Origin of the sequence: Promicromonospora sp. NPDC019610, assembly GCF_044389365.1 — a bacterium.
Taxonomy (GTDB): Bacteria; Actinomycetota; Actinomycetes; order Actinomycetales; family Cellulomonadaceae; genus Promicromonospora.
In genome coordinates this window covers 1,006,689-1,028,828 of sequence record NZ_JBIRXX010000001.1, presented here as the reverse complement: position 1 = coordinate 1,028,828, position 22,140 = coordinate 1,006,689, and the positions used below count along the sequence as shown (strand labels likewise).

Below are 22,140 nucleotides of genomic sequence, written 5' to 3'. Positions count from 1 at the left end.
CAGATTCCCGGGTCCTGCACCACCGGTGCCCGATGCGAGAGAAGGAACCGCGATGAACCGCCAGACCGTTGGCCGACCGACCCTCGCGAAGGTCGCCGAGCTGGCAGGTGTCTCCGTGTCCACCGCGTCGCTCGCCTTCTCCGGCGCGGGGCCGATCACGCCCGAGACCCGGGAGAAGGTGCTGGCCGCCGCCCGCGAGCTCGAGTACTCCGGACCCAACCCGCTGGGGCGGCAGCTCCGGTCGGGGCGCTCCGGGATCGTGGGCGTGGTGATCGGCGACCAGCTCGGCCGCTCGTTCCGCGACCCGGTCTCCACGCAGGTGCTGCACGGCCTGGTCTCCGCGATCGGCGAGCAGGGGCTGGGCGTGCTGCTGGTGCCTGGGATGCCGCAGGGCGCCACCGCGCAGTCCGTGGGCCTCGCCGCCGAGGCCGGCCTGCCGCCCGCCGTCGACCCGCTGGTCGAGGCCGCGGCGATGGACGTGGCCGTGCTCGTGTGGGGGATCCTGGAGGGCGACCCCAACCTCGCGGCGCTCCAGCGCCGGGGCGTGCCGGTCGTGATCGGCGAGGGGCACGAGGTGCCGGGGGTGCCCGTCGTCGGCGTCGACGACCGCCGGGGCGCCGCCGAGGCGGTGCGCCACCTGGTCGAGCTGGGGCACACGCGGATCGCCGAGATCGCGCTGCCGTTCGGACGGGACGAGCGGTCGGGGCTGGTGGACGCCGAGCGGCTCGCCGCCGCGGAGCGCACGCCCACCCGGAACCGGCTGGCCGGGGTGCGCGACGTCATCGAGCCGGTCATGTCGTGGGAGACGCCCGCCTCGCTCGTGGAGCACGGGCGCGACGCCGCGACCGAGATCCTGTCCGAGTGGGCGCCGGCCCGGGACCGGCCGACGGCGATCATCGCCCACTCCGACCTGCTCGCGGCCGGGGCCGTGATCGCCGCGCGCGAGCTCGGCCTGCGCGTCCCCGAGGACGTGTCGGTCGCCGGGTTCGACGGGCTGGACCTCCCGTGGCTCTCCCCCGACGTGCTGACCAGCGTGCACCAGCCGCTCGTCGAGAAGGGCCGCGCGCTCGGCCTGGCCGTGATCGCGCTGCTGGCCGGCGAGGAGCCGGGGTCAGTGACCCTGCCGGTCAGCCTGGTCGAGGGCACGACGACGGGACCCGTGCCCGACCTGGGCTGACACGCCCACTTTCGGGTGACGCCTAATTTGCTTCTGTCAGGACCCCCGCTCTGATAGGGAAGGTCCACGGCCCGCTCACCGAGAGGGGGCCCGGAGGCATGGAGGCAGGGCTATGTCGAGACGAAGAGGACTGCGGACCACGGTGTTCGCACTGGTGGCGACGGGAGCGCTCGTGGTGCAGGCGGGGATCGCAGCGAGCGCCGTGCCGGTGGAGGCGGGGGCCCAGGCGGCGTCGGCTCGAACGGCGTCGGACAACCAGATCACGCTGACCACCTGGGACGGGGTACGCGACTTCCACGCGGGCAGGACCGCCAACCTGCGGCCGGGCGCCAAGGGCGGGCTCGTGCTGCGCGGTGCCGGCGAGACCGTCGAGTACACCGACCCGTTCGGCGACGGCACGCCCGTCAGCTACGAGACGGGCCGGTGGACGTCGCCCGTGGTCGAGGCCGGCTACCTGATCGACGAGTCGGTGAGCTCGTGGAACGCGCACACGCCCACCGGGACCTGGGTGGAGATCGAGTACCGCGGCCGCAAGGCCGACGGGAGCTGGACCAAGTGGTTCGTGATGGGCCGCTGGGCCTCGGGCGACGACTTCGCGCCCGCCGACGGCAGCGTGGGCGACATCCACCGCACCTCGGTGAACGGCCAGACCGACGAGGACGCGTACCTGTTCACCGACACCTTCGTGGCCAAGTCGGGGCACGAGCCGGACGCATACCAGACCCGCGCCACGCTGTACCGGCCCGAGGGCACCCGGGTGTCCCCGCGGCTCGACGCCGTGAGCACCATGACCAACGAGTACCTGCCCGACGCGCACTACACGGGCACGAGCGACTTCACGCTCGGGCGCGAGGTGGCGCTCGACGTGCCGCAGTTCAGCCAGAACATCCACCGTGGCGAGTACCCGGAGTTCGGCGGCGGCGGCCAGGTGTGGTGCTCGCCGACGTCGTCCACGATGGTCATCTACTCCTACGGGCGCGAGGTGCCGGCCGAGGAGCTGGAGGGCATCGAGGCGCCGAACGGCGACCCGCAGGTCGACTACGCCGCGATGAACACCTGGGACTACACGTACGAGGGCGCGGGCAACTGGCCGTTCAACGCGGCCTACGCGAACACGTTCGGCCTGGAGTCGTTCGTGACCCGCCTGCGCTCCCTCGCGGAGGCGGAGAAGTTCGTAGCGGCGGGCATCCCGCTGGTCTTCTCGATCAACTTCGAGGCCGAGGAGATGCCGGAGGCCGGGTACGAGACCGACGGGCACCTCGTGGTGCTCCGCGGGTTCACCGCCGACGGCGACCCGATCCTCAACGACCCGCACGGGGCGACGAACGACGCCGTCCGCGTCGTGTACACGCGCGAGAACTTCGAGCGGGTCTGGCAGACCTCGACCGACGGCCTCACGTACGTCTACCACCCGAAGAACGTGAAGCTCCCGGACAACCTCCCGGGCACCACGCCGAACTGGTGACCCCGTCCCGTTGAGTGCGGGATATTCGCGCTTCTGGCACCCAGAAGAGAGCGAATATCCCGCACTCAGCGCTGTCAGCGGGTCGGGATCGGGCGCGGGGCCGACGTGTAGGACGCCGACGTGTAGCCCGGCGCCGAGACCGTCACCTCGACCGAGAGGTCCGTTCCCCGGTCGCGGCCGGTCACGAGGTAGCGCGGGCCCGTCGCCCGGCGCACCGGCTCGCCGTCGCGCAGCCACCGGTAGGCCACGTCGACGTCGTCCGGCAGGTAGGTGCCCGGCTCCGCGGTCAGGACCCGCCCCACCTTGGCCTTGCCCTCGACGGACGGCCCGGACACGTCCGCGACGACGGGGTCGTGGAGCTCGACGTCGGCCGCGTTGACGAACACGTGCCGGTGCGCCAGCCAGACCTGGTAGTAGACGTCGTCGCCGCGCACGACCGTGCGGTCGCCCGGGCCCGAGCCGTCGAAGGTGGCGGCCCGGTAGTAGTCGGCGGCCACGTCGTCGTCGGACACGGCGTACGTCTGGCCCACGCCGACCGTGTACTCGATGGGTGTCACGGCCTGCACCGGCACGTCCGGGTATGCCTCGTACGCGGCGGCCTCCGGGTACGCCCGCCCGAAGACCGGCGCCGGGGCGTCGCCCGTGACGGTCACGGTCTGCGCCGTGGCCGGCACCACCACCGGGCGGTCGGCCGGGTTGTGCAGCCAGACCAGCGAGCCGGCCCACCACACGCCGAGCCAGTCGCCGTCGACCTGGTCGACGACGAGCTTGTGCCCGGACTGCACGCGCGCGCTCACGTCGCTCGCGTACGTGGTGCCGTCCGCGCCGTCCGGCTTCCAGCCCGGGTCCTTGGCCAGCGGCGCGTCCTCCGACGGCTCCTGGTACAGGTACCGGAAGTTGGTGCCCGCGCCGTCGACGCAGTCGCCCGAGCCCGGCGACGCCTGCTCGCAGCCCGTCACCACGTTCGGGTTCTCCGCGTAGCCCGTGCGCACCTCGACGACGTCGCCCGGCTCGACGTCCGTCGTCGCCTCCAGGTCGCCGCCGATGGGGGCGCCGAGCAGCTCGAAGTAGTGGTCCCAGTCCCAGTACGGGCCCGGGTCCCAGTGCACGTTCTTGGTGTAGCCCGGCAGGATGCCCGGCACCTGGTCGTGGCCGATGACGTGCGCCCGGTCGAGCGGGACGTCGTGCTCCGCAGCGAGGTGGCGCACCAGCGCCGCCGACGACTGGTACATCGCCTCGGTGAACCAGGTGCCCGTGCCCGCCCAGCCCTCGTGCTCCAGGCCGATCGAGTGCATGTTCATGAACCAGTTGCCCGCGTGCCAGCCGACATCGGCCGGGTCCAGGTGGTTCGCCACGTGGCCGTCCTCGGAGCGCAGCGTGTAGTTCCAGGCCAGGTAGGTCGGGTCCTGCACCAGGTTCACCGACGGCTGGTAGGCGGTCTCCGTGTCGTGGATCAGGATGTAGTCGATCGACGGGCCGCCCGCGCCGGTGCGGTCGGCCTGGTCGTGGTTGCCGTAGTCGCCGGTGCCGTCCGGGAGGTCCGGCGAGCCCTTCTCGTAGGGGGCCGGGAGCCACTCGCAGCCGAGGTCGTCGGGGCAGTCCGCCTCCGGGTCGCTCGTGGTCGCGCTCCGGGGCACGACGACGTCGGGGTTGGCCGTGAGGATGACCGCACCGTCGTGCGGGGTGGTCGTCCCCGCGCCGTCCCGGAGCGTGGCGAAGACGCCGGCCGCGAAGCCGTCGAGGTCGCTCATGCGGGACACGGCGTCCGCCCAGACGGTCAGGCCGTCGGCCCCGTCGTCGTCGGCCGCGCCGTCGCGCACGGCCTGGGCCTGGTACGACGCCAGGAGCGCCGCGCCGCCGCAGACGTTGGCCTGGGCGTCCGAGCGCAGGGTGGCCTCGTCGAGCCCGGTCAGCGCGGCCGCCCGGGTGAGCTCGGGCGTGCCCTCGCGGGCCGGGCCTGCCTTGTCGTTGATCGCGGCCAGCGGCAGCCCGCCGCCGTGCGCGTGGCCGAGGCCCTCTCCGGCGGTCAGGTTGAACACGCCGTAGCCGCCGTCGGCGCTGGCCTGGCCGGGGTGCTGGTCCCAGCGGGACTCCAGGTAGGACACGGCCTTGAGCAGGTCCTCGGGCACCCCCGTGGCGTCGGCCGCCGCGGTGAACGCCCCGTCGAGCGAGCCGGCGGCCAGCACGGGAGCGCAGGCGACCACCTCGTCGCCGGGCGCCGTCACCGTGGGGGCGGCCGCGGCCGCGGAGAGCGGGATGAGCGGAAAGAGCACCCCGGCCGCCGTGGCCAGGGCTGTGATACGTCGTCGGGACGTCACGCGGAGTTCCTCTCGTCGGTCCGTAGAGCTCCGGACGAGAGAATCACACCCGATCAGCGGGTGCATGAGAAGGGTCTGCGGGTTAAAAAATCGTTACCCCGGCAAACTGACCTGTTCGCGGTCGGGCGCGCGGCCCGTGGTCGCGGGCCGTGTCAGAGGCGGACGAGCGCCTGGGCGCGGACGAGCACCTTGGCGCCGTCGACCGTGACGGCGAGGTCCACGCGGACCGTGCCGGCGTCGGCGTCGACCACGCCCACCGTGCCCACGACCTCGACCAGCGCGGTGCCCGGGTTGGGCACCTCGACGGGCTTGGTGAACCGTGTCTGGTAGTCGACGACGGCGCCCGGGTCGCCCGCCCAGTCCACGACCAGGCCCACGACGGTGCCCATGGTGAGCATGCCGTGCGCGATGACGCCGGGCAGGCCCGCGTCCACCGCGAACTTGTCGTTCCAGTGAATCGGGTTGAGGTCGCCGCTGGCACCCGCGTAGCGGACCAGGGCCGCGCGGTCGAAGGTGACGGTGCGGCTGCCGATCACGTCGCCGACGGCGAGCGTCGCGATGTCGGGGCGGCTCATGCGTCCTCACCTCGGATCGCCAGCGTGGACGTGACCGTGGCGACGTGCTCGCCGGGGCCGTCGGCCTCGGGGGACGGGACCTCGACCTGCTGCGGCATCGCGTAGATCTCGCAGCGCGTGGTCACCATGCTGATGGGGCCGCGGGAGACGATCCGGTCCACGTGCAGCACCGTCGTGAGCTCGTCGCCGGCGACGATGGGACGGTGGTGCGTGAAGCGCTCGTCCGCGTGGACCACACGCGTGAAGTCGATCTCGGCCTCGGGGTCGCTGATGTACTGCGACTCGGCCCGCTGGGCCACCACCACGGCGAACGTGGGCGGGGCGACCAGGTCCGTATAGCCAGAACCCCGCGCCGCCACGAGATCGTGGTGCGCGGGGTGCGTGGCACCGACGGCGACGGCGAACTCGCGGATCTTCTCGCGGCCTACGGAGTAGGGGGCGTTGGCCGGGTAAGCCCGGCCCTCGAAATCAGCGTTCGCCACGTCGGTGTGAAGCTACTGAGAGACTCAGCGGGTCTCGCGGTGCGACGTGTGCTTGCCGCAGCGCGGGCAGAACTTCGCCAGCTCCAGACGGTCCGGGTCGTTACGCCGGTTCTTCTTCGTGATGTAGTTCCGCTCCTTGCAGTCCACGCACGCCAGCGTGATCTTCGGGCGGACATCCGCACTCTTGCTTGCCATGGCTCTCACCTCCGCGCCTCGAGAGGGAGGCGCCATGTGTCTTCTCGTCGTCCGGCACAGGAAGCCGGACGGATGTACTTGCTTGGTAGCGAGGGCGGGGCTCGAACCCGCGACCTCACGATTATGAGTCGTGCGCTCTGACCAGCTGAGCTACCCCGCCGCGCGTGACTGAACGCGAGGCCGTCCGCCGTTGCTCCCCACCGGCGAACCGGTGGGGTGGGCTGACGACCCCGCGTCGATCACAGAGCCCCGAAAGGGAATCGAACCCTTGACCTTCTCCTTACCATGGAGACGCTCTGCCGACTGAGCTATCGGGGCAGCGAGGAAGACTCTACATGCCCTCCGGCCTGGCGTGAAATCGAATCCGGTGTGAGGTGCGCCGCGCGGGCCGCGAGGCCCGTCCGGACCCAGCGGTTGGGCCAGAAACCAGGGCCAGGACCCATGCCAGGCGCCGGCTGCACCGGCACGAACCAGACAACGAAACAGGGCGTGACCAGCGAGATCGCCGGTCACGCCCTGCTGTGCTTCACGTGGCTGGTGAGGGATTCGAACCCCCGAAGGCTGAGCCGTCTGATTTACAGTCAGATCCCTTTGGCCGCTCGGGCAACCAGCCGTGAACGGTGCCAACCATAGCGCCCCACCAGCCCTCGCGAGAAATCGAAAAGGGGCCCGGCCAGGTGACGAGCCCCACAGCACATCCGGGACCCGCACGGGGGCCCGAGAACTATCGTGACGCAGTGACACAACAACAGGATCGCTGGGGCCTCCCCCTCGGCATCGGCGCCTACCTGCTCTGGGGCGGGATGCCGCTGTTCTTCCCGCTGCTCCAGCCGGCGGGCCCCCTGGAGATCGTGGCCCACCGCATCGTGTGGAGCCTGCTCTTCTGCCTCGTCGCCCTGGCTGCCCTGCGCCAGCTCGGCGACTTCCGGACCGCCCTGCGGTCGCCGCGCATCCTGGGCACGTTCGCCGTCGCGGCGGCCCTGATCGTCGTCAACTGGGTGGTGTACGTGTACGCCGTGCTCAGCGACCGGGTGCTCGACGCCGCCCTGGGGTACTTCATCAACCCCATCGTCACGGTGCTGCTCGGTGTGCTGGTGCTCCGCGAGCGGCTCCGGCCCATGCAGTGGGTCGCGATCGCCTTCGGCGCCGCATCGGTCGTGGTGCTGTCCACCGGGCTCGGCGGGCTGCCGTGGATCTCGCTGTGCCTCGCGCTGTCCTTCGGCCTCTACGGGCTGGTCAAGAACCGCGTGGGCCGCACCGTCGCCGCCCTGCCCGGCCTGGCCGTCGAGACGACCGTCGCCACGCCGTTCGCGCTCGCCTACCTCGTGTGGCTCGGCAGCGCGGGCACGTTCGTCGCGGAGGGCACCGGGCACGCACTGCTTCTCATGTCCGCCGGCATCGTGACCGCACTGCCCCTGCTCCTGTTCGGCGCCGCCGCCCGACGGCTGCCCCTGTCCGTCGTCGGCATGCTGCAGTACCTCGCGCCGGTACTGCAGTTCCTGGTGGGGCTGCTCGTCTTCGGGGAGCACATGCCGCCCGCCCGGTGGGCCGGGTTCGCCCTGGTGTGGCTCGCCCTCATCCTGCTCACGGTCGACGGCGTCCGCCAGGCCCGCCGCGCCCCGCGCCTGGGCCTGTCCTGACCACACGCCCCCGGCCGGACCGCACACGCTGAGTGCTGGGTATTTGTTGATCTGACCGGCGGAAAGCAACAAATACCCAGCACTCAGCGGTGACGGGGGGGGTTACCAGGTGCCCGGGATCTGGCGGGTCGTGACGTTGAGGCGGTTGTAGAGGTTGGTGACGCCGATGTGCAGGACCAGGGCCGCGAGCGCCTGCTCGTCCCAGTGTTCGGCGGCGCGGTCCCAGACGGCGTCGGGCACGCCCTCGGAGCTGTCGGCCAGGCGCGTCATCGCCTCGGCGAGCTCGATCGCCGCGCACTCGGCCTCGCTGATGTAGGGCGACTCCCGCCAGGCCGCGACGGACGCGAGGCGGTCCTCGGACTCGCCGGCCTTGCGGGCCTGCCGCATCCCGTACTCGATGCACCAGCCGCAGCCGTTGATCTGGCTGACGCGCAGGTGCACCAGCTCGAGCGTGGCCGCGGGGACGCCCTGCCCGTGGGCGAGCTTGCCCAGCTCGGCCAGCGCCTTCACGCCGCCGGGCACGACCAGCGCCGGGTTCTTGGCGCGCGCCGTCACGGTCCGCAGGTGGGGCGTGCCGGACGGCGCGAGGTCGAGGTGCTGGGTCGGGTCCTGGGCGGTGGTCTCGGTGGTCTCGGTGGTCATCGCGGTCCTCTCGTGGTGGCCGGGGTTCCGGCCTGTCACACCGGCGCCCTGCGCGCCGTCACACCCTTGACGCCCCCGAGACCGAGGATGTGACAGATGACCCCCGACGAACTCGCCCTCGCCTTCGAGCAGCACCGGCCCCGCCTGCGGGCGGTGGCCTACCGGATGCTCGGCAACCCCGACGACGCCGACGACGCGCTGCAGGAGGCCTGGCTGCGCCTGAACCGGACGGGCGACGAGGGGATCGACAACCTGGCCGCCTGGCTGACCACGGTCACCGGCCGGATCTGCCTCGACATGCTCCGCTCGCGCTCGACGCGCCGCGAGGACCCGCTGCCGAGCGGCCGGCCCGACGACACGGCGGCGGAGATCCTGGACGACGCCTCCCCGGACCCGGTGCGGGAGGCCGAGCTGGCGGACGTCGTCGGCGTGGCGATGCAGGTGGTGCTGGAGAGCCTCGACCCGGCCGAGCGCCTGGCGTTCGTGCTGCACGACCTGTTCGCGGTGCCGTACGAGCAGATCGCACCCGTGCTGGGCCGGTCCGTCGCGGCGGCCCGCCAGCTCGCGAGCCGCGGCCGCCGTCGGGTCCAGTCCGGTCCCGGGGCGCGGGCCGCCGCCGGGGACGATGCCGGGGACGACGTCGGGTCGCACTCCGGCGCCGCAGACGGCACGGACCGGACGGATCGGCAGGTCGTCGAGGCCTTCCTCCTGGCCTCCCGGACGGGCGACCTGGCGGGCCTGATGGCCGTGCTCGCGCCGGACGTGGTGCTGCGCGCCGACCAGGCCGCCGTGGCGGCGGCGGCCGAGGGTGCGGACCGGGGCGCTCCTCTGCTGGCCCGTGAGGTGCGCGGGGCGGCGGCTGTGGCCGGAGCGTTCCGTGGCCGGGCGAGCGGGGCGGTGCCCGCGCTCATCGACGGCTCCGTCGGGTTCGCGTACGCGCCGGGTGGCACGCCGCGCGGTCTGTTCGCGGTGGTCGTGCACGACGGTCGGATCGCGGCGGTCGACATGATGGGCGACCCGACCACGGTCGCCGAGGCGCACGTGCTGCTGCTCGGCTGAGCCAGGCGGGAGGTGACCGGCCGTGGGTCGCGGGTGGCAGGGTGTGCGCATGAGTTCTCCTCGCACCGTGGTGGCCGGGCCCGCGACCTGGAACACGATGGTCCGGCTCGACCACCTGCCCGACCCGCGGCCGCACACCCTGTTCGCCCGCGGGTCGGTCCGCACGCTGGGCGGGACGAGCGCCGGCAAGACCCTGCACCTGGCCGACCTCGGCGTGCCGAGCACGCTCGTCACCGACGTCGGGACGGATCCGGAGGGCGACCTGGTGCTGGCCGCGCTGGAGCACGCCCGCGGCGCCGAGGTGCTCGCGCGGCGCGTGCCCGGACCGTCCGAGCAGCACCTGAACCTCATGACCGACGCCGGCGAGCGCCTCTCGATCTACCTCGCCGTCCCTGCCCCGTCGGCCGCGCCCGACCCCGCGGCGGTCGCGCGCGTGTCGGCGGCGGAGCACGTGGTGCTGGACCTGAGCACGGTCGGGCAGGGACTGCTGCCGGCCGCCGTGGCTAGCGGGGCCACGCTCTGGACCGACCTGCACGACTACGACGGCGTGGCCGAGTTCCACCGGCCGTTCGCCGACGCGTGCTCGTTCGTCTTCCTCAACGACGACGGCACGGACGACCACCGCGCCCTCATGACGGCACTGCTGGAGCGGGGCGCGAGCACCGTGGTGTGCACGCTCGGTGCCCGCGGGGCCGTCGCGCGCACGGCGGACGGCTGGTTCGAGACGCCGGCGGAGCCCACCGAGGTGCTGGACACCAACGGCGCCGGCGACGCGTTCTTCGCCGGCTTCTTCGCGGCGCACCTCGCCGGGGCGGGGACGGCGGAGTGCCTCCGGGCGGGCGCGCACCAGGCGACGCGCGCGCTGGGCACGCGCCACCTGAGCCCCCTGCTGGACCCGGAGCCGGCCGGGAAGGCCTAGACCCGCTGCTCGCCCGCGGCGCGGGTGAGCAGCGTCGCCAGCTCGTCGGCGACGCCGTCGGCGTCGTGGTGCCCGACGACGGCGTCCGCGCAGGCCAGCACCTCGGCGTGCGCGTTGGCCACCGCGATGCCGCGGCCCGCCCAGGTGAGCATCGGCAGGTCGTTGGGCATGTCGCCGAAGGCCCAGACGTCGGCGGCGTCGACGCCGAGGCGCGTGCACCAGCGGGCCAGCGCGGCGGCCTTGTCCACACCGGGCGGCATGAGCTCGGCCAGGCCGACGGCGCCCGAGTACGCCAGGTGCGCGTGCTCCCCCACGGCCGCACGGACGGCCGTGAAGAACTCCTCCTGCGCGAGCCGGATGTCCTCCGGCGGGTCCAGCAGGATGCCCGGCGGCGGTATGCGCGCGGGGTCGAGTGCGAGGATCTTGGACACGGGGGCGCGAGCGCCGAGCGTTTCCTCGACCGGCACCGACCACAGGCCGGGGTCCAGCGTGGGCTCCCGCCTCGGGTAGGCCGGGTCGAACGTGACGCCGTCGGGCCGCTCGAAGGCGAGCGCGGCGTGGGGCAGAGCGGCGCGGATGCCCGTCACCACCGTGCGCACGGCGTCGTCGTCGAAACCGCAGGTCTCGAGCGTCTCGCCCGAGGCGAGGTCCAGCACGCACGCCCCGCCGATGCAGATGACGCGACCGTGGCCGCCCACGGTGTCGGCGAGGTGGTCGAGCCAGCGCGGCGGGCGAGCGGTGACGAAGACCACCTCGACGCCAGCGGCGTCGAGGTCGGCGAGGACCTGGCGGGTGCGGTCGGAGACCTTGCCGTCGCTCCGCAGGAGGGTGCCGTCGAGGTCGGTCGCGACGACCCGGGGCAGCCCGGTCATCGCTCGGCCCGGACGCCGGCGGCGGGGAGGATGACCTGGTCGATGTTCTCGACGAGGAAGTCGCGGTCGACCGGCCGGCCCAGCATGAGCACGCTGTAGGCGACCAGCGCCGGGCCGATGATGCAGAGCTTCTCGACGTCGACGTCGGCCGGGATCTCGCCGCGCTCGATGGCGCGGCGGAAGAAGACGCGGTTGGCCCGGGCGCGCGGCTCCACGAGGGCCTCCTGCGCGGCGGCGGCGAGCTCGGGGCTGCGGGCGATCATGGACACGATCCCGGCCATGACCTTGAGCTTGCGCTCGCCGTCCCGGATGCTCGGGGTCCGGATCATCGCCACGAGGTCACCCCGCAGCGTGCCCGTGTCGGGCAGGTCGTCGAGGTCGATCTCGCCCTGCTTCATGCACGCGACGGCGTCGAGCACGAGCTCGGCCTTGGACGACCACCGCCGGTAGACGGTCGCCTTCCCGGCCTTGGCGCGGGCGGCCACCATGTCGATTGTCATGCCGTCGTACCCGGACTCGGACAGCACGTCGAGCGCGGCGTCCAGGATCTCGGGGTCGCGGGTGTGGTCCCTCTTGCGTCCGAGACGGGGCTTCGCCTCGGACTGGTCGACCTGCGTCATCGCCGTCGTCCTCCTCTCTGCACTGTCCGACCTTACCCGCGGGTTAATACTGAACCAACTGTATCCGGAACTCCTCAGTTCCGTATATGCTGCGAAGCATGTCCCAGACTTCAGCCCCCGCGACGGACAGTCGTCGCTGGATCACGCTCGTCGTGGTCGGGCTCGCCCAGCTGATGGTCGTGCTCGACGCGACCGTCGTGAACATCGCCCTTCCCTCGGCCCAGGCCGACCTCGGCTTCTCCGACGGTCAGCGCCAGTGGGTCATCACCGCGTACTCCCTCACGTTCGCGAGCCTCCTGCTGCTCGGCGGCCGCCTCTCCGACCTCATCGGCCGCAAGCGCACCTTCGTGATCGGGCTCATCGGGTTCGCCCTCGCCTCGGCCCTGGGCGGCGCGGCCGGCTCCTTCGAGCTGCTCGTGGCCGCCCGCGCGCTGCAGGGCGCGTTCGGCGCGCTGCTCGCCCCCACGGCGCTCGCCGTGCTCACCACCACCTTCACCGTCCCGCGGGAACGTGCCCGGGCGTTCGGCGTCTTCGGCGCCATCGCCGGGGCCGGGGGCGCCGTCGGCCTGCTGCTCGGCGGCGTGCTGACCGAGTCGCTCGACTGGCGCTGGAACCTCTACGTCAACGTCCTCATCGCCGCGATCGCGCTGGTCGGCGCCTTCGTGTTCATCCCGCGCGTCGCCCGCAGCGGCCCGCGGCCGCGGCTGGACGTCCCCGGCACGCTGCTCGTCTCGGGCGCACTGTTCGGCCTGGTCTACGGCTTCTCCAACGCCGAGACCGGCGGCTGGGACGCGCCCCTGACGTGGGGCCTGCTGACCGCCGCGGGCGTGCTGCTGATCGCGTTCGTGGGCTGGCAGACGCGCGCCGCGCACCCGCTCCTGCCGCTGTCGATCGTGCTCGACCGCAACCGCGGCGCGGCGTACCTCTCGGTGCTGATCGCCGGCGCGGGGATGTTCGGCATCTTCCTGTTCGTCACCTACTACCTGCAGCTCACGCTCGGGTACACGCCGATCCGCACCGGCCTGGCGTTCCTGCCGATGATCGGCATGCTGGTGCTCGCCGCGCAGCTGGGCACCAACCTGCTCGTGCCCCGGTTCGGGCCCAAGCTCCTGGTGCCGATCGGCATGACGCTGGGCGCGATCGGCATGATCGACCTCACGTTCCTGGACGCGTCCAGCACGTACGCCACGAACGTCCTGCCGGGCCTGATGGTCATCGGCTTCGCGATGGGCACGATCATGCCCGCGTCGATGCAGACCGCCACGCTCGGCGTGGACCGGGAGTTCGCCGGCGTGGCGTCGGCCATGGTGAACACCAGCCAGCAGGTCGGCGGCTCCATCGGCACCGCGCTGCTCAACACCCTGGCCGCCACCGCGGCGGCCGACTACCTCGCGGCCCACACGCCCGTGACGGCGGCGGTCGGCGCCCAGGCCGCGATCGAGAGCTACTCGACCGCGTACTGGTGGGGCGCCGGGTTCTTCGCCGTCGGCGCGGTGCTGTCGGCCCTGCTGTTCCGGCGGCGCGGCCAGGGGCTCTCGCTGGCGCACACCACGCCCGCGGAGAGCGGGACGTCCGCCGCCTCGGGCACCGGGGACGCCGACCGCGTCGCGGAGCCGGTGCACGCCGGCTGACCGCCCGCCCGACTGACTCGGCATGCCCGCCCCGCCGAGTCAGCGGGGTGGTCCGACCGGCCGACTGACTCGGCAGGGTGGGCATGCCGAGTCAGTCGGGCGGGCGGTGGTTGCACCTCTCGTAGCGGGATGTGGTGCGGTGGGATCACGTCCCGTTCCGTCGAGGAAGGCTTCATCCATGCATCCGTCCTTCGTGCCGCCCCGCCAGGTCCAGATCGGTGACGCGGCGGCCTTCGCCGGCACGACGCCGCGGGCGATCCGCCACTACCACGAGATCGGCCTGCTCCCCGAGCCCGAGCGGGGCGGTGACGACCGCCGCCGGTACGGCTACGACGACATGGTCCGGCTGCTGTGGATCCGCAGGATGGCGGACGCCGGGATCGCGCTGGACGACATCCGTGCCGCCTTCGCCGACCCCGCGCCCGCCGGCGCAGCGTCCGCCGGGTCGGCGTCCGCCGGGTCGGCGCCCGTCGGTTCCGACGACGACGGGATCGCGGCCGTCCTGGAACGCCTGGACGAGACGCTCGTCGCCCAGGAGGCAGAGCTGCGCCGGCAGCGGGCCGCCGTGCGGCGCATGCGCACCCAGGGCAGCCGGGCGGGCCTGCTCTCCGACGTCGTCACGGACCGCCTGGCGAACCTGCCGGAGGGCTCGCTGCGCCAGGCCGACCTGGACACCCTGCTGGTCACCGAGCGGATCTTCGGCCCGCTCGGCGCGGCGATCCAGGCCACCCGCTTCATCACGCTGGCCGCCCGTCCGGACCTGCGGGCGGAGTCCGACCGGGTCGACGCCGCCGAGGAGGCGCTCGACGACACGGTCGCCGTCGACGACTCCCGGGTGGCCCAGGTGGCCGCCGACCGGCACGCCTTCGAACGGGAGCTGGAGGCCGCCATGGCGGAGGCCGGCCTGAACGAGGGCGACGACGCGCTCCTCGATGCCTGGGACGCCGGCGAGATCCCGGACAGTGGGCAGACGTCCATGAGCGTTCTCGAAGCCGCCGGGAAGATGCCCTACGACTTCTCCCCGGCCCGGCTGCGGTGCATGGAGCTGGCCGTGGAGCTCGGGGCCCGCGACTGAGATGGCTTCGCGCGTGGCTCGTGCGGACCATTGCCCGCCCGCACCGCAGCCTATCCGCGGAGTCGGCAGTTTGCTCAGCTAGTCGGCACTTTGCGTCGAGGTCGGCACAGGCCTGGACCGACCTCGACGCAGAGTGCCGACTTTGCTGCGCAAACTGCCGACGCCGCGATGCTCCGCAGAGCCCGTCATCGAAGGCGCAGTGCTCTCGTGACAGAGCAGACGGGCGGCCACCGGAGTCCCGGCGACCGCCCGCCCGTCGGTACTCAGCGGTAGTTCGTGAACTGCAGCGCGAAGTCCAGGTCCGAGCCCTTCAGCAGGCTCTGCACCTCCTGGAGCTGGTCGCGCGACTTGCTGGTCACGCGGACCTCGTCACCGGTGATCTGCGTCTTGACGCCCTTGGGGCCCTCCTCGCGGATGATCTTGGTGACCTTCTTGGCGGACTCCCCGGCCAGGCCCTCCTTGAGGGTCGCCCCCAGGCGGTACTCCTTGCCGGACGGCTTGGGCTCGCGGTCACCGAGGTCGAGCGACTTGAGCGAGATGCCGCGCTTGACGAGCTTGGTCTCGAAGACGTCGAGGGCCGCGAGCACCCGCTCCGACGAGTTGGCGACGATGAGGATGCTCTCGCCGCTCCAGGTGATCGATGCGCCGACGTTCTTGAAGTCGTACCGCTGCGAGATCTCCTTCGCGGCCTGGTTCAGCGCGTTGTCGACCTCCTGGCGGTCGACCTTGCTGACGATGTCGAACGACGAGTCGGCCATGGTGTGGTGCTCCTTCTGCGTAACAACCCGGGCGCCCCTGCACGCCCGGTCGGAATCTGCTCACCGTATCCGCCCCCGCCGACCCCGACGAACGCTTTGCGCGGGTGAGGTCGGCGGCCCGGCGGACGGCGGGCGTGCGGGTGGTCTCAGAGCATCCCGGGCGGGGTGCCCCAGTCCGGGCCTGACGTCGGGCCGCCGGGGTTGTAGCCACCGGCGGGGCCGCCCGCCATCGCCTCGAGCCGGCGGATGCGGTCCGGCATCGGCGGGTGCGTGGCGAACAGGCGCCCGATGCCGGCGCCGCGGAACGGGTTGGCGATCATCAGGTGCGAGACGTTGGTGAGGTCGCGGTCCTGCGGCAGCGGCGCACGCTGCGTGCCCTGCTCCAGCTTCCGGAGTGCGGAGGCCAGGGCCAGCGGGTCGCCCGTGAGCCGGGCGCCGTCCTCGTCGGCGTCGTACTCGCGGGTGCGCGAGATCGCCATCTGGATGAGCATCGCCGCGATCGGGGCGAGGAGCGCCATGGCGAGCGCCGCCAGCGGGTTGCCGCCCTCGCGGCGGTCGCCGCCGCCGAAGAACAGCAGGAACTGCGCCAGGGCGGTGATCACGCCCGCGAGCGCGGAGGCCACCGACGAGGTGAGGATGTCGCGGTTGTAGACGTGCATCAGCTCATGGCCCAGCACGCCGCGCAGCTCACGCTCGTTCAGGAGCTGCAGGATGCCCTCCGTGCAGCACACCGCTGCGTTCTTCGGGTTGCGGCCGGTGGCGAACGCGTTGGGTGCCTTGGTGGGCGAGATGTAGAGCCGGGGCATCGGCTGGCGTGCCGCCGTGGAGAGCTCGCGCACGATGCGGTGCATCTCCGGGGCCTGCAGCTCCGTGACCGGGTACGCGTGCATCGCGCGGATCGCCAGCTTGTCGGAGTTCCAGTACCCGTAGGCGGTGGTCGCCAGGCCGATCAGCACGAAGATCCACAGCGTGCTCGAGCTCCTGCCGAAGATCGCCCAGAGCCCGAGGATCACGGCCCACATGCCACCGAACAGCGCGGCGGTCTTCAGCCCGTTGTAGTGCCTGTGCATCGCACTCCTTTCCTCCCACCCGAACGCGCCAGGCCGTTCCGGGGTTCCCCGGGCCTGCCGCCCTCAGGAACGATCGTGCCCGGAAGACCTGAGTCTTCCGGGCACGTTCGCTGGATGGCAACGGGGAGCGGCCTACGACTTGCGGCTGATGCTCACCATCTCGTCGCGCGGGACGACCTTGATCCGCTCCCGGCCCGCGGCCTCGCCGAGCGCCCGCTCGTGCGCGTCCAGGAGCTCCCAGCCGGACCACTCGATGAAGTGGACGCCCTTGCCCGTGAGGAACTCGGTGACGGCCTCCGGGGTGCCCTGCGGCGCGGTACGGCCGCCGGTCAGGTCGCCGGGCGCCTCGCCGTCGGCCACGCCCGTGACGTCCTCGACGAGGTGGCGGATGGTCTCCGACGCGTCCGACTTGGTGTGGCCGATGAGGCCCACCGGGCCGCGCTTGATCCAGCCGGTCGCGTACACGCCGGGCACCTGGTTGCCGTCGATGTCGACGACGCGGCCCTCCCGGTTGGTGATGACGCCCTTGACGTCGTCGTACGGGATCTCCGGCAGGGAGGAGCCGAAGTAGCCCACGGCCCGGTAGACGGCCTGGACCGGCCAGTCGACGAACTCGCCGGTGCCCTTGACGGTGCCGTCGCCCTGCAGCGCGGTGCGCTCGGTGCGGAGCCCGACGACCTTGCCGTCCTCGCCGAGGACCTCGGCCGGGGCGTGCAGGAAGTGCAGGTGCAGCCGGCGCGACGCCGTGTTCTGCGCCGGGTCCTTGAGCGTCCAGTCCACCAGGGTCTTGACGACCTGCTTGGTCTGGTTGGACGAGTTGATCGCCGCCTCGGAGCCCTCGTCGAAGTCGAAGTCCTCCGGGTACACGACGATGTCGACGTCCGGCACGTGGCCCAGCTCGCGCAGCTCCAGCGGCGAGAACTTGACCTGTGCCGGGCCGCGGCGCGCGAACACGTGCACGTCGGTGACCGGGGACTTCTTCAGGATCTCGTGCACGTTCGCCGGGATCTCGGTGGGCAGCAGGTCGTCCGCGTGCTTGGCGAGGATGCGGGCCACGTCGAGCGCGACGTTGCCCGCGCCGATCACGGCCACCTGCTCCGCCTCCAGCGGCCAGGTGCGCGGCACGTCGGGGTGCCCGTCGTACCAGGACACGAAGTCGGCGGCGCCGTAGGAGCCGTCGAGGTCGATGCCCGGGATGTTCAGCTCGGCGTCCTTGATGGACCCGGTGGAGAAGATCACCGCGTCGTAGAACTGGCGCAGGTCCTCGAGCTTCAGGTCCACGCCGTAGTCGACGTTGGCCAGCAGGCGGATGTCCCCACGGCTCAGCACCTTGTGGAGCGCGACGATGATCTGCTTGATGCGCGGGTGGTCCGGGGCCACGCCGTACCGCACCAGGCCGAACGGCGCCGGGAGGCGCTCGAACAGGTCGATGCTGACGTCGAGGTCGGTCTTGGACAGGATGTCGCTCGCGTAGATGCCGGCGGGGCCGGCGCCGACGACGGCGACGCGCAAGGGTCGGGTGGTGCTCACGAAGGGGCGCCTTCCGGTCGAGGACAAGGGAAGCGAAGGCCGCTACCGATTCTACCGACCGGGTAAGGCGCACCTCACCCCCGGCTCAGGGGGTGGACGTGGGGTTCCTGTGAGAATCCTCGCGTTCCGGGCTCAGCGACCCTGTTCGCGGTCCCGTTCCCGCTGGACCTTGGCCGCACGACGCCGGAGGCCGGCCCGGCCGGCCGCCTCGTCCAGCGCCCCGTACCCCGCGAAGCCGAGCGCGAGCAGACCAAGGAGCCCCACGATCACGGTGACGGGGATCAGGTCCATGGCCCGGGCGATCACGGCGACGACGACGAGCCCGACGCCGATCCACAGGCTCCACCGGATGACCGTGCGTTCGGCGCTCATACCGCACACGGTACCGGGGGTGGCACGCGCGCCGGGCTCGGCACGCGCACCACCCCCGGACGGGATCGATCAGTTGGTCGTGCCTTCCCAGTTGCCCGTGACGTCCAGGCTCTCGTCGACCTGCGCGACGAGGTCCGTGGTCAGCACGTCCGGAGCACCGGAGAGCTGGATCAGGGACGGGATCCCGTTGGCGTCGGTGATGGCCCAGACGACGGCCGTGTACTCCTGGCCCGCGGAGTCGTAGGTGTAGGAGGTGTTGGCCCGGTCGTCACCCGTGCGCAGCGTGGTGACCGGCGCGTAGTTCTCGTTCGTCGAGCCCTTGCCCTTGATCTGGCCGATGAACCAGTCGATGGCCTCCGGTGCGGTCATCTCCGCACCACCGGGGATGAACCCGATGCGGCCGGCCACCCCGCCCTCGCTGTTGGTGAGCTGGTGGACGTAGGACCAGCCGTCGGCGTCGCCGATCGACTCCCAGTCGGCCGGGACCTGCGCAGTGAGGTGCTCCGCGGTGATCGTCTGCAGCTCCGCGCCGGCCTCCGGTGCGGCAGGCGACTCAGCGGGCGACTCCGCTGCCCCGGACTCCCCGCCGATCGGCTCGAGCTCGCCGGCCGAGAACGAGCAGGCCGCCAGCGCCGGTGCGAGGAGCAGGGCCGTCACTGCGGCCAGGATGGAACGACGGGTACGCATGAATCACTCACTTCCATAGGGGTGGCACCGCATCGGTGGGCGCCACCGGGGTGCGATACGACGTGAAGCCGGCCCGCTCGGGCCGGCTCTACTTCTCGAACATCCGCGCTCCGGACCAGTCACGAGGCGGTCGCCAGCCGTTGTTCCGCAGGACGGTGAACACCGGCACCTTCGCGTCGGCCGGCTTGATCATGACGGCGCCCTCCCACGAGGTGCGAGGGCCGTCCGGGCCGGTCACCGTGACCTGGCCGTCGGCGCCCTCGACGAAGGTGGCGGACGTGCCGCCGGAGGTCTTGCCCTTCTTCCACGTCCAGTTCCCGTACGCCGTGGCGCCCAGCGGACCGGCGGCCGCGCGGACCGCCGCCGTCCCGGAGTGCTCGACGAACTTGTAGTGGGCGGTGGCCGGGTCGAGGTCGACCTCCATGCGCCACGCGTAGGCCTGCGACCCCCGGACGAAGAGGGTCTGCCAGCGCATCTCCTCGTTCTTCCACTTCACGTCGACCCGGACGCCGTCGGCGTTCCGCGTGGCCTCGATCTGGTAGGGCAGGCCGTCGCTGTTCATCGCGAGGAGCTGGGCGACCACGTCCTCCACGGGTGCCGCCGCGCCCGGCTGGCGGACGGCGGCGTCGGGCACCTGGGCGCGCTCCCGCTCGGCGAGCGCGCGGTTGCCGCGCAGCACCGTCATGAGACCGCGCGCCATCACCGCGAGGAAGGTGATCACGAGGAGCACGATGCCGAGGGCCACCTGGTCCGCGAGGAAGGCGACGACGGCGCCCGCGACCAGCGCGATGCCGACGACGAAGACGACGCGCCGGCTGATCACGGCCACCTGCTGGTCCCGCGAGGGACCCTGCTCGCCGCTCATCCCTCGGCCAGCTCTACGCTGTCCTGGATCGCCCTGACCGTGGACCAGACCTCCTTGGCCTGCACTCCCGCGCAGGTGCCGGTGATCTCCACGAAGTCGCGCACGCCGTCGTGCTCCACGACGGCCATGCGGAGCGCCTGAGCCATCGTGCCGGTCTTCTCGCTCGTCCAGGCCCCCTCGACGCGGACCGCGGGCCGCCCGGAGATCGTGGTCTCGATCCGACCGACCTCCCGGTAGCCGGGCGTCGCCTCGAACTTGGCGAGCGCCCGCCGCACGACCTCCTCGAAGGACTGCTCCGGCCGCATGCGCTGGATGACGACCAGCACGTTCGGCCGGAACTCCCCCTCGGGACGTTCCTGGATGATCGCGATCTGCGCCTCCGGCACAGAACGCGGGACCCAGCCCTCCGGGCAGTCCATGACGACCTCGGGAAAACCGGGGAAGGTCTCGCTCGGGTAGGTGACTGTACTCATAGTCCTATCCAATCAGTTGCAGCCGTGGTTCCGGGTCACCAGAATTTCAGCGCGTCACCGACGTCACCGATCACGTCGCCCGCGCCGTCGATGATGTCGCCACCGACGTCGGCGATGGCGTCCACCGTGTCGGCGGGCGAGAAGTCGAGGGAGACCGAGAACCCGGCGCCGACACCCAGAGCTGCTCCGAGCTCCAGGTCGACACCGACGTTGTCCCAGCCGACGTCGACGTCCGCGCTGCCCTTGACCCCGATCCCGGCGTAGACCTCGCCCTCCGCGCCGGCCGTCACGCCGGCCACGGTGACGGATCCGTTGGCCGACGCCTCGCCGCCGGCGAACGCCTCGCCACCGACGCTGGCACCGAGGCCCTCCGGGCCCACCGTGACACCGCCGTTGACCTCGGCGCGTCCACCGACGAAGGCCTCGGCGCCGCCCTCGGCGCCGAGGTGGTCGCCGTAGCCGACCTTGCCGCTCGCACTCGCGCCGGCGCCCGCGGAGACACCCGCCGAGCCCTCGGCCGCGAGCCCGTTCTCGTTCAGGCCGACCGAACCGCTCGCCTCGCCCCCGACCCCGGCGTGCGCCTCGGCCTCGCCGGACCCGTGGGCGCCGTCCTCGTCGCCGAACTCGCCCTCGACGCCGGCCTCGGCGCCGATGAACCCTTCGGTCTTGCCCTCGGCGAGCGTGACGCCCACCTGGGGGTCGCCCTTGCCGTTGGCCGCGTCGATCGGGTTGCCCTCGGCGTCGACCCCGGTGTCGACCATGTTCCCGTTCTCGTCACGGGTCTGGTGCTTCTCGTAGGTGTACTCGGTGCCGGGGGTGCGCTCACCCTCCGGGCCCTTGGGCCCCGAGATGGAGATGTCCGGGCCGCCGCCCTCGTCCCCGCCGCCACCTTCCTCGCTGCCACCGCCACCGCCGCCGGCATCTGCTCCGGCGCCTACGCCCGCGCCGAGACCGATACCCGCTCCGGCGCCACCGCCCGCGTAGTCGTCCGACGTCGCCGCCTGGGCGTCCGCGTTCGCGCGCACCTTGGTCGCGACCTCGGTCAGCGCGGTGGCCGTCTCCTTGAGCTTCGCGAGGTGGTTGCTGTTCCACTCGTCGCGGAAACCCTCTGCGTCCGGGCCGTGCCAGCCGTTCTCCGACTCCGGGATCACGGCCGTCACCGTCGTGACGACGGCCTCGAGCGTCTCGCTGCCCTCGTCGATCTTGTCGGCAAGCAGACGCAGCGACTCGATATCGGCGCCGTACATTTCGCCGCTCACATGGTTCTCCTCACGTCTCGCCGATGACGGCGCTGGGCCTGGCCCGGATCTGGCTCGTCACTGAGTCAAGAGGTGCGGGACCGACGACGGTCCCGCACCTCTTGTGCCGGGCCCCGCGAGTGCGGGGGCCCGACCGGACGACTCGAGGTCGATCAGTACGAGCTCGAGGTGTCCTGCTGCATCGAGGCGTTGTTGTCGGCGGTGGTGCCGTAGGCCTCGATCGCGGCGGCGATCTCGTTCAGCTTGGTGGCGTGGGTACCGTCCCACTCCTCCTGGAACTGGACGGCGTCCGGGCCGTTCCACTGGGTCTGGGCCATCTGGCTCGTGATGGTCTGGACGACCTGACGGACACCCTCGGCCTGCGTCCGGAGCGTGTTGGCGAGGCTCTTGACTGCCTCGACATCAAGACCGAAAACGTTGCCACCCTCTGCGACCATGCCATGCTCCTTTGTCTGT

At 72.1% G+C, this 22,140-nt stretch carries 23 protein-coding genes and 3 tRNA genes; 7 read left to right on the top strand and 19 right to left on the bottom strand.

Annotated elements, in window-relative coordinates; all coding sequences use genetic code 11:
• Window positions 1-52 precede the first annotated feature (52 nt).
• Both ACH45N_RS04465 and ACH45N_RS04460 read left to right on the top strand, forming a co-directional pair.
• On the top strand, window positions 53-1,177 hold the full coding sequence (locus ACH45N_RS04465) for a LacI family DNA-binding transcriptional regulator (protein ID WP_397391539.1): 1,125 nt from the start codon (window positions 53-55) through the stop codon (window positions 1,175-1,177).
• Window positions 1,178-1,289: 112 nt separating this feature from the next.
• The gene (locus ACH45N_RS04460) at window positions 1,290-2,642 is read left to right on the top strand and encodes a C39 family peptidase (RefSeq protein WP_397391537.1); all 1,353 of its coding nucleotides are present in this window, start codon (window positions 1,290-1,292) and stop codon (window positions 2,640-2,642) included.
• A gap of 74 nt (window positions 2,643-2,716) precedes the next feature.
• Here ACH45N_RS04460 and ACH45N_RS04455 read toward each other — a convergent pair whose 3' ends face one another.
• From ACH45N_RS04455 to ACH45N_RS04425, 7 genes are all read right to left on the bottom strand, one after another.
• Window positions 2,717-4,960 carry an N-acetylmuramoyl-L-alanine amidase gene (locus ACH45N_RS04455; protein WP_397391535.1) on the bottom strand — a complete coding sequence of 748 codons (2,244 nt, stop codon included), beginning with the start codon at window positions 4,958-4,960 and terminating at the stop codon, window positions 2,717-2,719.
• Window positions 4,961-5,112: 152 nt separating this feature from the next.
• The gene (locus tag ACH45N_RS04450; protein WP_397391533.1) at window positions 5,113-5,535 is read right to left on the bottom strand and encodes a MaoC/PaaZ C-terminal domain-containing protein; all 423 of its coding nucleotides are present in this window, start codon (window positions 5,533-5,535) and stop codon (window positions 5,113-5,115) included.
• Window positions 5,532-6,017 carry a MaoC family dehydratase N-terminal domain-containing protein gene (locus tag ACH45N_RS04445; protein WP_397391531.1) on the bottom strand — a complete coding sequence of 162 codons (486 nt, stop codon included), beginning with the start codon at window positions 6,015-6,017 and terminating at the stop codon, window positions 5,532-5,534. Before ACH45N_RS04445 ends, ACH45N_RS04450 begins: the two co-directional genes overlap by 4 nt.
• A 24-nt stretch (window positions 6,018-6,041) precedes the next feature.
• On the bottom strand, window positions 6,042-6,212 hold the full coding sequence (gene rpmG / locus ACH45N_RS04440; RefSeq protein ID WP_013837798.1) for a 50S ribosomal protein L33: 171 nt from the start codon (window positions 6,210-6,212) through the stop codon (window positions 6,042-6,044).
• Window positions 6,213-6,295: 83 nt separating this feature from the next.
• Window positions 6,296-6,372 (bottom strand) — tRNA-Met (locus ACH45N_RS04435).
• A gap of 85 nt (window positions 6,373-6,457) precedes the next feature.
• Window positions 6,458-6,530 (bottom strand) — tRNA-Thr (locus ACH45N_RS04430).
• 213 nt (window positions 6,531-6,743) lie between these two features.
• Window positions 6,744-6,825: transfer RNA gene (locus tag ACH45N_RS04425), tRNA-Tyr, on the bottom strand.
• A gap of 124 nt (window positions 6,826-6,949) precedes the next feature.
• Here ACH45N_RS04425 and rarD point away from each other — a divergent pair.
• Window positions 6,950-7,852, top strand: coding sequence for an EamA family transporter RarD (rarD, locus tag ACH45N_RS04420; protein ID WP_397391529.1), 903 nt, complete (start codon window positions 6,950-6,952; stop codon window positions 7,850-7,852).
• A 102-nt stretch (window positions 7,853-7,954) separates the two neighbouring features.
• Here the strand turns inward: rarD and ACH45N_RS04415 are convergent, their stop codons facing one another.
• Complete coding sequence (locus tag ACH45N_RS04415) at window positions 7,955-8,494, bottom strand: carboxymuconolactone decarboxylase family protein (protein WP_397391527.1); 540 nt, start codon at window positions 8,492-8,494, stop codon at window positions 7,955-7,957.
• Between the two features lie 96 nt (window positions 8,495-8,590).
• On the opposite strand from ACH45N_RS04415, the gene ACH45N_RS04410 reads away from it, so the two are divergent.
• Window positions 8,591-9,553 (top strand): sigma-70 family RNA polymerase sigma factor, encoded by a 963-nt coding sequence (locus ACH45N_RS04410; RefSeq protein ID WP_397391525.1) that lies wholly within the window; start codon window positions 8,591-8,593, stop codon window positions 9,551-9,553.
• A 49-nt stretch (window positions 9,554-9,602) separates the two neighbouring features.
• Entirely contained in the window at window positions 9,603-10,472 is an 870-nt protein-coding gene (locus tag ACH45N_RS04405; protein ID WP_397391523.1) for a carbohydrate kinase family protein, read from the top strand.
• Here ACH45N_RS04405 and ACH45N_RS04400 read toward each other — a convergent pair.
• Both ACH45N_RS04400 and ACH45N_RS04395 read right to left on the bottom strand, forming a co-directional pair.
• Window positions 10,469-11,344 carry an HAD family hydrolase gene (locus tag ACH45N_RS04400; RefSeq protein WP_397391521.1) on the bottom strand — a complete coding sequence of 292 codons (876 nt, stop codon included), beginning with the start codon at window positions 11,342-11,344 and terminating at the stop codon, window positions 10,469-10,471. The genes ACH45N_RS04405 and ACH45N_RS04400 overlap by 4 nt on opposite strands.
• Window positions 11,341-11,964 carry a TetR/AcrR family transcriptional regulator gene (locus tag ACH45N_RS04395; protein WP_397391519.1) on the bottom strand — a complete coding sequence of 208 codons (624 nt, stop codon included), beginning with the start codon at window positions 11,962-11,964 and terminating at the stop codon, window positions 11,341-11,343. Before ACH45N_RS04395 ends, ACH45N_RS04400 begins: the two co-directional genes overlap by 4 nt.
• A gap of 98 nt (window positions 11,965-12,062) precedes the next feature.
• Between ACH45N_RS04395 and ACH45N_RS04390 the strand changes: the two genes are divergently transcribed.
• Together ACH45N_RS04390 and ACH45N_RS04385 are read left to right on the top strand one after the other, a co-directional pair.
• A complete protein-coding gene (locus ACH45N_RS04390; RefSeq protein WP_397391517.1) occupies window positions 12,063-13,595 on the top strand; it encodes an MFS transporter in 1,533 nt (510 codons plus the stop codon).
• A gap of 178 nt (window positions 13,596-13,773) precedes the next feature.
• Entirely contained in the window at window positions 13,774-14,670 is an 897-nt protein-coding gene (locus ACH45N_RS04385; RefSeq protein ID WP_397391515.1) for a MerR family transcriptional regulator, read from the top strand.
• Between the two features lie 263 nt (window positions 14,671-14,933).
• On the opposite strand, the gene ACH45N_RS04380 is transcribed toward ACH45N_RS04385, so the two are convergent.
• The 9 genes from ACH45N_RS04380 to ACH45N_RS04340 form a co-directional block, all read right to left on the bottom strand.
• Window positions 14,934-15,428 (bottom strand): YajQ family cyclic di-GMP-binding protein, encoded by a 495-nt coding sequence (locus ACH45N_RS04380; protein ID WP_397391513.1) that lies wholly within the window; start codon window positions 15,426-15,428, stop codon window positions 14,934-14,936.
• A 146-nt stretch (window positions 15,429-15,574) separates the two neighbouring features.
• Entirely contained in the window at window positions 15,575-16,498 is a 924-nt protein-coding gene (gene htpX, locus ACH45N_RS04375) for a zinc metalloprotease HtpX (protein ID WP_397391511.1), read from the bottom strand.
• A gap of 132 nt (window positions 16,499-16,630) precedes the next feature.
• The gene (locus ACH45N_RS04370; protein WP_397391509.1) at window positions 16,631-18,028 is read right to left on the bottom strand and encodes an FAD-dependent oxidoreductase; all 1,398 of its coding nucleotides are present in this window, start codon (window positions 18,026-18,028) and stop codon (window positions 16,631-16,633) included.
• A gap of 132 nt (window positions 18,029-18,160) precedes the next feature.
• Window positions 18,161-18,400, bottom strand: coding sequence for a hypothetical protein (locus tag ACH45N_RS04365; RefSeq protein ID WP_397391507.1), 240 nt, complete (start codon window positions 18,398-18,400; stop codon window positions 18,161-18,163).
• A gap of 69 nt (window positions 18,401-18,469) precedes the next feature.
• Window positions 18,470-19,087 carry a hypothetical protein gene (locus tag ACH45N_RS04360; protein WP_397391504.1) on the bottom strand — a complete coding sequence of 206 codons (618 nt, stop codon included), beginning with the start codon at window positions 19,085-19,087 and terminating at the stop codon, window positions 18,470-18,472.
• A gap of 88 nt (window positions 19,088-19,175) precedes the next feature.
• Window positions 19,176-19,952, bottom strand: a complete 777-nt coding sequence (locus ACH45N_RS04355) for a hypothetical protein (RefSeq protein ID WP_397391502.1) — start codon at window positions 19,950-19,952, stop codon at window positions 19,176-19,178.
• Window positions 19,949-20,425 carry an LpqN/LpqT family lipoprotein gene (locus ACH45N_RS04350; RefSeq protein WP_397391500.1) on the bottom strand — a complete coding sequence of 159 codons (477 nt, stop codon included), beginning with the start codon at window positions 20,423-20,425 and terminating at the stop codon, window positions 19,949-19,951. The genes ACH45N_RS04355 and ACH45N_RS04350 overlap by 4 nt, the downstream gene beginning before the upstream one ends.
• A gap of 35 nt (window positions 20,426-20,460) precedes the next feature.
• Window positions 20,461-21,684, bottom strand: coding sequence for a WXG100 family type VII secretion target (locus ACH45N_RS04345; RefSeq protein ID WP_397391498.1), 1,224 nt, complete (start codon window positions 21,682-21,684; stop codon window positions 20,461-20,463).
• Window positions 21,685-21,836: 152 nt separating this feature from the next.
• Complete coding sequence (locus tag ACH45N_RS04340) at window positions 21,837-22,121, bottom strand: hypothetical protein (protein WP_377229380.1); 285 nt, start codon at window positions 22,119-22,121, stop codon at window positions 21,837-21,839.
• Between the last annotated feature and the right edge of the window lie 19 nt (window positions 22,122-22,140).